Source organism: Streptomyces sp. NPDC028308, assembly GCF_055565855.1.
Window position 1 is genome coordinate 451,618 of the sequence record NZ_JBVHTO010000001.1, and the last position, 11,569, is coordinate 463,186.

Annotated in this window: 9 protein-coding genes; 3 read left to right on the forward strand and 6 right to left on the reverse strand. The window is 72.3% G+C overall.

Annotation, left to right across the window (positions count from 1 at the left end):
• Nucleotides 1-96: 96 nt before the first annotated feature.
• Together ACZ4VA_RS01895 and ACZ4VA_RS01900 are read left to right on the forward strand one after the other, a co-directional pair.
• Nucleotides 97-1,878 (forward strand): TIGR03767 family metallophosphoesterase, encoded by a 1,782-nt coding sequence (locus ACZ4VA_RS01895; protein WP_389389548.1) that lies wholly within the window; start codon nucleotides 97-99, stop codon nucleotides 1,876-1,878.
• A 102-nt stretch (nucleotides 1,879-1,980) separates the two neighbouring features.
• Nucleotides 1,981-3,117, forward strand: coding sequence for a serine hydrolase domain-containing protein (locus ACZ4VA_RS01900; protein WP_452923053.1), 1,137 nt, complete (start codon nucleotides 1,981-1,983; stop codon nucleotides 3,115-3,117).
• Between the two features lie 81 nt (nucleotides 3,118-3,198).
• Here ACZ4VA_RS01900 and ACZ4VA_RS01905 read toward each other — a convergent pair whose 3' ends face one another.
• The gene (locus ACZ4VA_RS01905; RefSeq protein WP_468079278.1) at nucleotides 3,199-4,248 is read right to left on the reverse strand and encodes a hypothetical protein; all 1,050 of its coding nucleotides are present in this window, start codon (nucleotides 4,246-4,248) and stop codon (nucleotides 3,199-3,201) included.
• Between the two features lie 221 nt (nucleotides 4,249-4,469).
• Nucleotides 4,470-7,043 (reverse strand): aminopeptidase N, encoded by a 2,574-nt coding sequence (pepN, locus tag ACZ4VA_RS01910; protein WP_356165013.1) that lies wholly within the window; start codon nucleotides 7,041-7,043, stop codon nucleotides 4,470-4,472.
• A gap of 137 nt (nucleotides 7,044-7,180) precedes the next feature.
• Between pepN and ACZ4VA_RS01915 the strand changes: the two genes are divergently transcribed.
• Nucleotides 7,181-7,825 carry a mycothiol-dependent nitroreductase Rv2466c family protein gene (locus ACZ4VA_RS01915; protein WP_356237688.1) on the forward strand — a complete coding sequence of 215 codons (645 nt, stop codon included), beginning with the start codon at nucleotides 7,181-7,183 and terminating at the stop codon, nucleotides 7,823-7,825.
• 19 nt (nucleotides 7,826-7,844) lie between these two features.
• Here ACZ4VA_RS01915 and ACZ4VA_RS01920 read toward each other — a convergent pair whose 3' ends face one another.
• From ACZ4VA_RS01920 to ACZ4VA_RS01935, 4 genes are all read right to left on the reverse strand, one after another.
• Nucleotides 7,845-8,078, reverse strand: a complete 234-nt coding sequence (locus tag ACZ4VA_RS01920) for a hypothetical protein (protein WP_356165019.1) — start codon at nucleotides 8,076-8,078, stop codon at nucleotides 7,845-7,847.
• Nucleotides 8,079-8,259: 181 nt separating this feature from the next.
• Nucleotides 8,260-8,901, reverse strand: a complete 642-nt coding sequence (locus tag ACZ4VA_RS01925; RefSeq protein ID WP_468079281.1) for a superoxide dismutase — start codon at nucleotides 8,899-8,901, stop codon at nucleotides 8,260-8,262.
• 135 nt (nucleotides 8,902-9,036) lie between these two features.
• Nucleotides 9,037-10,446 (reverse strand): amino acid permease, encoded by a 1,410-nt coding sequence (locus ACZ4VA_RS01930; RefSeq protein ID WP_355793685.1) that lies wholly within the window; start codon nucleotides 10,444-10,446, stop codon nucleotides 9,037-9,039.
• A 177-nt stretch (nucleotides 10,447-10,623) separates the two neighbouring features.
• A complete protein-coding gene (locus ACZ4VA_RS01935) occupies nucleotides 10,624-11,517 on the reverse strand; it encodes a TauD/TfdA dioxygenase family protein (RefSeq protein WP_468079283.1) in 894 nt (297 codons plus the stop codon).
• Nucleotides 11,518-11,569 lie beyond the last annotated feature (52 nt).

Below are 11,569 nucleotides of genomic sequence, written 5' to 3' on the forward strand. Positions count from 1 at the left end.
TCATTCCCGGTGCCAACGATCCAGTGTGAGCGGGGATTCCAGCAGAGGAGTCCCCGCGAACACCGCCGACGCGTTCGTACTCGGGGAGATCGCGCCATGTCGCGCATACGCTCTGTCGCCACAGCCGCCGCCAGCACCGCCACCGCCTCCCTCGACCGCCGTGCCCTGCTCGCCGCCGCAGGGGCGGTCACGCTCTCCGGAGGGCTCGGCTACGCGCTGCGGCCCGGCGCCGAGGCGCACGCCGCCGCGGGGCAGGCACCGGCCGCGGCGGCGCAGGCACCCGTCGCCATGTCCCGCCGCGCGCCCGCCGCGCCCCTGGCCCCCTACACCCGCGGCACCACGCTCGGCTCGGTCGCCGCACCCCGCGGCGCCACCGGCTACCGGCGCCTCGGCGACGGCCCCGCCTGGCAGCGGGTGGTGCGCGGCGAGCTGGCCGCGCCCCGGGCGGGCCGGGCCGGCCGGCGCACCGCGCTCGCCTCCTTCGTGCAGTTCACCGACCTGCACCTGGTCGACGTCCAGCACCCGCTGCGCTACGAGTACCTGCGCGCCCAGACCGCCAGCGCCTGGCGCCCCCAGGAGGCGCTGTCCGTGGCCGGCGCCGTCTCGCTCGTCGAGCGGGTCAACAGCCTGCGGGGAGCCCCCGTCACCGGCTCCCCGCTCCACTTCGTGATGACCACCGGCGACAACACCGACAACAACTCCAGGACCGAACTGGAGTGGTTCCTGAAGGTGATGAGCGGTGGGCGCGTCACCCCCAACTCCGGCGACCCGCGCCACTACGAGGGCGTCCAGAACAGCGACCTCAAGCTGTACTGGCAGCCCGACACCGCCCTGCGCGACGCCGACAAGCAGCGCGGCTTCCCGCGCATCCAGGGCTTCCTCGACGCGGCCGTGCGCGAGCTGCGCAGCCCCGGCCTCGGCCTGCCCTGGTACTCCACGGTCGGCAACCACGACGCCCTGCCCGGCGGCTGCTACGCGCCCGGCGACTCCTTCTTCGCGGAGTTCGCCGTGGGCGGCAAGAAGCTGATGACGCTCGACGAGGCGGTCGGCGCCGCGCTCTGGAAGAACGTGAAGAAGGGCGGCGACCCCAAGGGCACCGACTTCCGCGCGATGCTCAAGTCCCAGGCTCGGCACATGCGTTCGGTCACCCCCGACGAGGCGCGCGCCCCCTTCACCCCGGCCGAGTACGTGCGGGCGCACCTCGACCCCGCCCACACCGGCCCCGGCCCGGTCGGCCACGGCTACTCTCAGGCCAACCTCGCCGCGGGCACCCAGTACTACGCGTTCCGCATCGCCGACGACGTCCTCGGCGTCAGCCTCGACTCGACCGACCCCGGCGGCCACTACGAGGGCTCGGTCGGCACCGCCCAGCTCCGCTGGCTGGAGCGGACCCTGCGCGACAACCGGGACGCGCACGTGATCGTCTTCAGCCATCACACCAGCAAGACCATGCGCAACCTGCGCGCCGACCCCGCGCACCCCGGCGAGAGGCGCCACGGCGGCGACGAGCTGCTCGCCCTGCTCGGCAGCCACCGCAACGTGCTGGCCTGGGTCAACGGCCACAGCCACAAGAACGACATCACCCCGCACCGGACGTCCGGCGGCGGCTCCTTCTGGGAGATCTCCACCGCCTCGCACGTCGACTTCCCCCAACTCGCCCGCGTCATCGAGGTGGTGGACAACAAGGACGGCACGGTCTCCCTGTTCACCACGCTCATCGAGTCCGCCGCCCCGCACCGCACCGACTACGCCGACCTCTCCCAGACCGGCCTCGCCGCCCTCTACCGCGAGCTGTCCTTCAACGCCCCGGGCGCCCGCAGCGACCTGACGGGCACGGCCGGCGACCGCAACACCGAGCTGGTGCTGAAGAAGGGCTGAAACCGGCTCAACCGGACCGGCGGCGGTCAACCCTCCCCGCGCCCGCCGGGTCCCTTCCCCCGACACGGACGGTGCGGGCGTTCAAGGCGATGGGGGAAACACATGTCAGTACGTACGGGACTGGTGGCGACGACCGCGGTGGCGGCGGCGTTCGCCCTGGCGGCACCCGCGGCGGCGGCGCCCGGCGGGCGGGACCACACCCCGACCCGGCGGGCCATGGACGCCGCCGTGCGGGACGGCGTCCCGGGCGTCACCGCCCGCGCCGAGGACGGCCACGGCACCTGGAAGGCGGCCTCCGGAACCGGCGACCTGAGGACGGGCAGGGCCCGCGGCACCGACGACCGCTACCGCGTCGGCAGCATCACCAAGACCTTCGTCGCGACGGTCCTGCTCCAGCTGGAGGCGGAGGGCCGGCTGTCGCTGGACGACACCGTCGAGAGGTGGCTGCCGGGCGTGGTGCGCGGACACGGCCACGACGGCCGCCGCATCACGCTCCGGCAACTCCTCAACCACACCAGCGGCGTCTACAACGTCACCGAGGACGAGGGCTTCGCCCGCACGTACTTCCTCAAGGACGGCTTCCTCCGGCACCGCTTCGACACGACGACCCCCGGACAACTGGTCGCGATCGCCATGGCCCACGCACCCGACTTCGCCCCGGGAGCCTCCTGGCACTACTCCAACACCAACTACGTCCTCGCCGGCATGGTGATCGAGAAGGCCACCGGGCACACGTACGCGACCGAGATCCGCCGCCGCGTCGTCGAACCCCTCGGACTGCGTGCCACCCTCGTGCCCGGCACCTACCCGAAGGTGCCGAAGCCGAGCAGCCGCGCCTACGGCAAGCTCGCGCGGACGGCGACCGGACCTACGTACGACGTCACGGAGCTCAACCCCTCCCTCGCCTCCTCGGCGGGCGAGATGATCGCCGACTCCCGCGACCTGAACCGCTTCTACTCGGCGCTGCTGCGCGGCCGGCTGCTCCCGAGGAAGCAGCTCGCCGAGATGAAGACCACCGTCCGGGTCGACGACATCCCGGGCGCCGGCTACGGCCTCGGCCTCATCGACCGTGAACTGAGCTGCGGCGTCCACGTCTGGGGCCACGGCGGCGGCATCCACGGCTCGACCTCGGAGGCCGTCACCACCGCCGACGGCCGCCACTCCCTCGCCTTCAACTTCAACGGCGACTGGTCGGGGGACGGCGACGCGGTGATCGAGGCGGAGTACTGCGGTTCCTAGGACCCACACGGCACGCACGAGGAGGGGCCGCCGGTGGCCCGGCGGCCCCTCCTCTCCCCTCCTGGTGGCCCCGGTCCGTCACTACCGGGGGAGCACCACGACGTACGCCGCCGGATCGCGGTCGCTCGCCGCCATCAGAGCCGTGCGCACGACCGCCGCCTGCTGCTCCATCGCGTCCCGCAGCTTGCGCGGCGTCACGTGGACGACCGTGATGCCGAGCCGCTCCAGGTGCTCGCGCTTGCGGGCGTACTCCGACCACAGCGCGTCGTCGTCCTGCCGGGGCGCCCGGGTGTCCAGCTCCAGCGCCACCGCCTGCTCGGGCCAGTACGCGTCGAGACCGCCGAGGTGGGGGCCGCCCGGCAGCCGCAGGTCCACGTTCCACACCGGGTCGGGCAGACCGTGCTCGCGGACCATGCGGTAGAGGCGCTCCTCGGCGATCGCGCGGCCCTCCGCCAGCAGCGAGTCCACGGCGTCCACCACGTGCGGGCGGCTCAGCAGCCGAGCCTGCGTCAGCTCCCGTACCACCGCGGCCGGTTCGCAGTGGCCGCCGCGCACCGCCTCCGTCAGCAGCCGCCGCACCACGCCCGCGTCCACCAGGTCCGCCACCGCGTCGGCGACGGCACGCGCCACCGGGGCCACCGGGACGCCCGTGACCTGCTCCGGGACGGGCAGCACGGCGGTGCGCACGATCCGCACGCAACCGGTCGAGCGCAGCCTGCGCAGCCGGGGCACCAGGACGTCGATCCGGTCCAGGGAGAGCAGCGGGGGCGCGGCGGAGAAGCCGTGCAGCGTGAGGGCCGCCAGGCCGGTGATCATCGCGTCCTGGTACGTGGGGCGGTGCGGCTGCTCGGCGCTCGGCTGGGCCGGGACACCGGACGCCTGCTCGCCGAGCGGGGAACGGGCCGCGTACAGCAGGATCGCGTGCAGCCGCTCCTCGCCGGTGGGCGGGCCGGGGTGCAGCAGGTGGACCCCGGGGAGGATCTGCTGCCACGGGCCGCCCGGACGGCACTGCTCGTTCACCTCGGCGGCACTCACGCCGTGGGCCCGGAGCTGCGCGCTGGTCAGGACGCGCCGCTGGACCTCGGACAGGTGACGCAGGGGGCGGGGGGAGAGCGGGGTGTTGTGGGTCATGACCCGGAGCTTCCCGCCTGTGATCCGTTCCCTAACCGCTGTTACACGCCCGTCGACAAATCCGGACAAGCTCGCCCTAAAGTACGGGCGTTCGACTGCCGAAAGCGGCAGGTCCGGGCAGGGGGCCATCGGAGTTACGGCCGGGCATACCTGAATTTAGTAACCACTCTTCACGGTGACGGAGGGCACCGGCGTCCGCCGGTGCCCTCCGCCGGGCCGGGTCAGCCGGCCGCCGCGTCGCACGCCTGGGCGCGCAGGGAGCGCGCCAGGTCGTCCCGTGCCTCAAGCACCAGGCGGCGCAGGGCGGGCGGCGCCCCCTCGTGCGCGGACAGCCACGCGTCCGTCGCGTCCAGCGTCCGGGGCGAGTCCTGGAGCGCCGGGTACAGGCCCCGGACCACGTCCATCCCGATCTGGATGGACCGCTCGGCCCACACGCGCTCGATCGCCTCGAAGTACTTCGCGGTGTACGGCGCGGTCAGTTCCCGCTGGGACGCCCTGCCGAAGCCCGCGATGGTCGCCTCGACCAGCGCGTTGGACAGCGCGTCGGACTCCACGACGGACGCCCATGCCTGCGCCTTGACCGCCGCCGACGGACGGGCGGCCAGGCAGCGGACCTGGTGCCGCTTGCCGGACGCGGTGTCGTCCCGGGCCAGTTCGGCGGCCAGCACCTGCTCGTCGGCCTCCCCGGCCGCGGCGAGCGGCTCCAGGAACGCCCAGCGCAGCTCCTGGTCGACGTCCAGCCCGTCGATCCCGGCCGTGCCCTCCAGCAGCCCCTTCAGCAGCTCCAGGTCGGAGGCGCCGGACGCGACCCGGGCGAAGAACCGGGCCCAGGTGAGCTGTTCCTGGCTGCCGGGCGCGCCGGCGCGCAGCTCCTTGAGGGCGCCGTCCGCGAGCAGCCGGCCGCCCTCCTCCCGCCAGACCGGAGCCACGTAGTGGGTCAGCGCGGAGTTGGCCCAGGCGTGCAGCATCTGCAGGACGCCGATGTCGGACTCGCGGCCCGCGAACCGCAGCACCAGGCCGATGAAGTCCCGGGCGGGCATGAGTCCGTCGCGGGTGAGGTTCCACAGCGCCGACCAGCACAGGGCGCGGGCCAGCGGGTCGGAGATGTCGCCCAGCCGCTCGCGCAGCGTGACCAGCGAGTTCTCGTCGAAGCGGATCTTGCAGTAGGTGAGGTCGTCGTCGTTGACCAGGACCAGGTCGGGTGCCGGGGCGCCGGCCAGCTCGCCGACGACCGTGCGCGGGCCCTCGACGTCCACCTCGGCGCGCGCGTACCGCTCCAGGGCGCCCTCGGGGGAGCGCCGGTACAGGCCCACGGCCACCCGGTGCGGCCGCATCTCGGGGTGCGACTCCGGTGCCTCCTGGACGACCGCCAGCTCGGTGACGCGCCCCTCGGGGCTCAGGATCACCTGCGGGGTGAGGGAGTTGACGCCCGCGGTCTGCAGCCAGGCCCGCGACCAGGCGGCCAGGTCGCGCCCGCTGGTCTCCTCCAGCGCCGACAGCAGGTCGCCCAGACGCGTGTTGCCGTACGCGTGGCGCTTGAAGTACCGGCGGGCGCCTTCGAGGAAGGCGTCCCGGCCGACGTAGGCCACGAGCTGCTTGAGGACGGACGCGCCCTTGGCGTACGTGATCCCGTCGAAGTTGAGCTTCGCGTCCTCCAGGTCACGGATGTCGGCCGTGATCGGGTGCGTGGACGGCAGCTGGTCGGCGCGGTAGGCCCACGCCTTGCGGTTGTTGGCGAAGGTGATCCAGCCGTCGGTGAACCGGGTCGCCTCGACCATCGAGAAGGTCCCCATGAAGTCGGCGAAGGACTCCTTGAGCCACAGGTCGTCCCACCACTGCATGGTGACCAGGTCGCCGAACCACATGTGCGCCATCTCGTGCAGGACGACGTTGGCGCGCCGCTCGTACGACGCCTGCGTCACCTTGCCGCGGAAGATGAACTCCTCCCGGAACGTGACCAGTCCGGGGTTCTCCATCGCGCCGAGGTTGTACTCGGGCACGAACGCCTGGTCGTACTTCCCGAAGGGGTACGGGTAGTCGAAGTGGTCGTGGAAGAAGTCCAGGCCCTGCTTGGTGACGAGGAAGACGTCGTCCGCGTCGAAGTGCGGCGCGAGACCCTTGCGGCACATCGCGCCGAGCGGGATCTCCAGCACCGTGCCGTCGGGCAGGGTGCGGGAGTAGCTGTCGCTCACGTAGTGGTACGGGCCGACGACGAACGCGGTGATGTACGTGGAGATCGGCTCGGTCTCGGCGAACCGCCAGACCCCGTCGGTCAGTTCGCCGGCGCCGTTGCTCCACGCCGTCCAGCCCTCGGGGGCCCGCACCTCGGCGCGGAACGGCGCCTTGAGGTCCGGTTGCTCGAAGTTGGCGAAGACCCGGCGGGAGTCGGCGGGCTCGTACTGCGTGTAGAGGTAGACCTCGCCGTCCTCCGGGTCGACGAAGCGGTGCATGCCCTCGCCGGTGCGGGAGTAGGCGCAGAGCGCGTCGACCACCAGTTCGTTCTCGGCGGCGAGGCCGTCCAGCCGGATCCGCGCCCCGTCGAAGACGTCGGCTGGGTCGAGGTCCTTGCCGTTGAGCGAGACGGCGGTCACGCTCGGGGCGATCAGGTCGGCGAAGGTGCTCGCGCCCGGCTCGGCGCAGCGGAACCGGACGGTGGTCACCGAGCGGAAGGTGCGCGGCTCGCTCCCGGCGTCCCCCACGGCGGACCGCAGGTCGAGGGACACCTCGTACCCGTCGACGGACAGCAGCGCGGCCCGCTCCCGGGCCTCGTCGCGGGACAGATTCTCACCGGGCACGGGCGGCACTCCTTCGTGGCGTGATCGGTACGTGTGAACAGGACCGATCCTGCCATGTGCTCCTGACGGCGGACACCCGGGAATGGCGGGGGCGCGCGGCGGTGTTGCCCACGGAAACAGACCTCACGAGGAGAGCCATGTCCGAGAAGACCCCTGTCGACTTCTGGTTCGACCCGCTGTGCCCCTGGGCCTGGATGACCTCGCGCTGGGTGCTGGAAGTGGAGAAGATCCGCGACATCGAGGTCCGCTGGCACGTGATGAGCCTCGCCGTCCTCAACGAGCCGAAGCTGGACGAGCTTCCCGAGCAGTACCGCGAGCTGCTCACCACCAAGGCGTGGGCCCCGGTCCGTGTGGTCACCGCGGCCTGGCAGAAGCACGGGGACGACGTCCTCGGCCCGCTCTACACCGCGCTCGGCACCCGCTTCCACAACCAGGGCGAGGACGCGACCCGCGAGGCGATCGCGGCGGCGCTCGCCGACGTGGGCCTGCCCGCGGACCTGATCGACTACGCCGACCAGGAGGACTTCGAGTTCGACGCCGAGCTGCGCGCCTCCCACAAGGAGGGCATCGACAAGGTCGGGCAGGACGTCGGCACGCCGGTGATCGCGGTTCCGGGCGCGGACGGCGAGCAGATCGCCTTCTTCGGCCCGGTGGTCACCCCGGCGCCCAAGGGCGAGGACGCGGGCAAGCTCTGGGACGGCACCCTGATGGTCGCCTCGATCCCGGGCTTCTACGAGATCAAGCGCACGCGCACGGCGGGCCCGGACTTCAGCAACCTGTAGGGCTCTTCCCGGCGCGGGTTCAGAAGCCCTCGGGCAGGTTGCCGCCCACCTGCCAGTTGTCCTTGCGCTGGACGCGGCGGCAGTTCTTCGTGGTGCACCGGTGGTACGCCTGCGGGCGGAACTTCTCGTCCCGCTCGCCGGGGTACTTGCTCACCACGGCCCTGGTGGCCTCCGCCTCGGCCTTGTTCAGGTCCTTGAAGCGGCGCAGGGGGCCCCGGCAGGTCGGGTTGGGGCATCGGGCGTCGGACAACATGGCTGCCTCCTCGGGCCGGGACTGAGAAGGTAGGCCGCCGGGCGCCGCCGCGCGAGAGCGGAACCGGGCGCGCCGGGAAACGGAACGGAAGGCCCCCGTGAGTCACGTCCTCACGGGGGCCTCCCTGTGCGCCTGCCGCGTGCCGGGTGAGAAGACGATCACGAGGCAGGTGTCATCGGGGTCAGGGCGCGAGCAGCAGCACGTCCGTACGGTCCCGCGCGGCCGCGTGACGCCGGGCCACGTCCTGCCAGTCCACCACCTGCCACATCGCCTCGACGAAGTCGGCCTTCTGGTTCCGGTACTGGAGGTAGAACGCGTGCTCCCACGCGTCGAAGACCAGGATCGGCGTCGAGCCCTGGCCGACGTTGCCCTGGTGGTCGTAGACCTGCTCGACGATCAGCCGGCCGCTGAGCGGTTCGTAGGCGAGGACGCCCCAGCCCGAGCCCTGGGTGGTCGCCGCGGCCTTCGACAGCTGGGCCTTGAAGGCACGGAACGAGCCGAAGGACTCGGCGATCGCGTCGGCGAGCTCGCCCACGCCGTCCGCGGCCAGCGGTTCGCCGCCGCCGTCGCCGTTCATGTTGTGCCAGTAGACCGAGTGCAGGATGTGCCCGGACAGGTGGAACGCCAGGCTCTTCTCCAGGCCGTTCAGCGCCGCCCACCGCTCCTTGTCGCGTGCCTCCGCGAGCTGCTCCAACGTGTCGTTGGCCCCCTTCACGTACGCCGCGTGGTGCTCGTCGTGGTGCAGCTCGACGATCTCCGGGCTGATCACGGGAGCGAGCGCGGCGTAGTCGTACGGCAGCTCGGGAAGTGTGTAGACGGCCATGCCTGGGGTCCCCTCCGCTTTCCTTATTGCAATCTACTTGCAACTGCACGCTAGCAGCAAGAGGGTGCCGATGCGTGCCCGGACATGCGAGGGCCCCCGCACGGAGCGTCCGTGCGGGGGCCTGTGGAGCGGGGGTCAGGCGCGGGCGCGCGTCCGCTGCCAGAGGTAGCCGACCGCCGCCAGGAACACCGTCATCCCGCCCGTCGAGTACAACTGCACCCGGGTGTCCGGCTGCCGGGCCATCAACACGAAGATCGCGGCCATCCCCGCCAGCGCCAGCCAGGTCAGGAACGGGAACGCCCACATCCGCACCGTCAGCCGCTCCGGCGCCTCCCGCTCCAGGGTGCGCCGCAGCCGCAGCTGCGAGACCGCGATGAAGATCCAGACGACCAGGATCACCGCGCCGATCATGTTCAGCAGCCAGGGGAAGACGTCGTCGGGCCGCCAGTAGCTGAGCAGCACGCAGCCGAAGCCGAAAACGCAGGAGGCGAGCACCGCGACCCGCGGCACCCCGCCCGAGACCCGGCCGAGCGGCTTCGGCCCCTGCCCCCGCTCGACGAGCGAGTACGCGATGCGCGAGGCGCCGTAGACGTTGGCGTTCATCGCCGAGAGCAGGGCCGCCAGGACGACCACGTCCATCAGCCGCGCGGCGCCCGGAATCCCGAGGTGGTCGAGGGCGGCGACGTAGGGGCCCCGCTCCAGGACCTCCGCGGAGTCCCACGGGACCAGCGTCACGACGACCGCCATCGAGCCGACGTAGAACAGCGCGATCCGCCACATCGCCGTGCGCACGGCCCGCGCGACCCCCTGGACCGGGTCCTCGGACTCGGCGGCGGCGATGGTCACCGTCTCCAGGCCGCCGTACGCGAAGACGGACGCGAGCAGGCCGACGACCAGCCCCTCGCCGCCCTTGGGCAGGAGCCCGCCCTCGCCGGTGAGGTTCGCGGTGCCGGGGGAGTCGGTGCCCGGCAGCAGCCCGGCGATCGCAAGGACGCCCAGCACCAGGAACAGGGTGATCGCGCCCACCTTCAGCGCGGCGAACCAGAACTCGAACTCGCCGAAGTTCTTCACGGCGGCCAGGTTGGCCGCGCAGAACACCGCCACGAACAAGGCCACCCAGGCCCACTCGGGCGTGCCGGGCAGCCAGTCGGCGACGATCCCGGCGGCGGCGATGCCCTCCAGCCCGACGGCCGTGCACAGCAGCACCCAGAACGACCAGCCGGAGGCGAAGCCCGCCCAGGGGCCGATGGCGCGTTCGGCGTGCGCGGAGAAGGAACCGGACGAGGGGTGGGCGGCCGACATCTCGCCCAGCATGCGCATCACCAGCATGACGAGCAGGCCGGAGAGGGCGTACGCGACGACGATCGACGGGCCGGCGGCGGCGATGCCCGCACCCGACCCGACGAACAGGCCCGCGCCGATCACCCCGCCGAGGGCGATCATCGACAGATGGCGCTGCTTGAGTCCGTGCGAGAGCGGCGGGGCCGGGTCGGCGGTGGCGTCGTCCGGTCGGTCGACGCCGGTGTCGGGAGCGGTCCGAGACATGCGCGTGGGGGGTCCGTTACGTGAGGCGGGCAAAAACGCCCACATTCTGGGCGGTCCGTCCGTCCGTCCGGGGAGACCGCCCACCATGCGGACGCCTCCACCACGGAACGTGCCGCCCCGGTCACCGGTGGGCGACCTGGGGCAGCACGGCGCCCCGCGCGTCCCGGGGGAAGGGGCTCAGGCGGCGAGCGGCGTGTAGTGCGAGGCGTCGCCCGTGATCGAGTAGCTCTCCTTGCCCTCGACCCCGACCGGCACGTCACCGGCGACGGTCACCCGGTGCAGCCGGCGCGGCAGACCGTCGTAGTTGTCGACGGCGTAGTGCTGGGTGATCCGGTTGTCGAACAGCACGAGCTGGTCCGGCGACCAGCGCCACCGCAGGATGTTCTCCGGCCGCGTCACGTACGACTGGAGCAGCTCCAGCAGCTTGCGGGACTCCGCCACCGACAGTCCGACGATCCGCTGGGCGAAGCCTCCGATGAACAGGCCCCGTTCACCGGTCAGCGGGTGCACCCGGACCACCGGGTGGGCGGTGCGGTACTCGATGGACGTGAACTGGGCGCGCTGCGCGGCCCGTTCCTCGTCGATGTCCTCCGCGGGCACGGCGTAGTCGTAGTCGTTGGTGTGCTCCGCCCACAGGGTGTCGGCCAGCTGCCGCAGCGGCTGGGGCAGGTCGCGGTAGGCGCCGGCGGAGTCGGCGATCAGCGTCTCCCCGCCGTACGGCGGCACGGTGATGCTGCGCAGGGTGCTGGCCTGCGGGGGGTTGAGGACGAAGGTGACGTCGGTGTGCCAGTGGTTGGCGCGGCCGTTCTTGCTGTCGACGGGGAGCACGTTCGGGGCGCCGTCGACAGCGGGCACCGTGGGGTGCGCGGTGGTGAGGTCACCGAAGTGGCGGGCGAAGGCCTGCTGTCCGGCGTCGTCCAGGCCGACGCCGTCGAACACCAGCGCCTTGTGGCGGCTGAGGGCCTCGCGCAGGGTCGCGACGGTCTCCTCGTCGAGGGGGCGGCCGATGTCGACGCCGGACACCTGGGCGCCGATGCGGGCGGTGACCTTGCGGATCTCGATCTCGGGCATGTGCGGCGGTCCTTTCGGCGGATGACTCACGGGGGCTGGCTGCGGGTGGCGG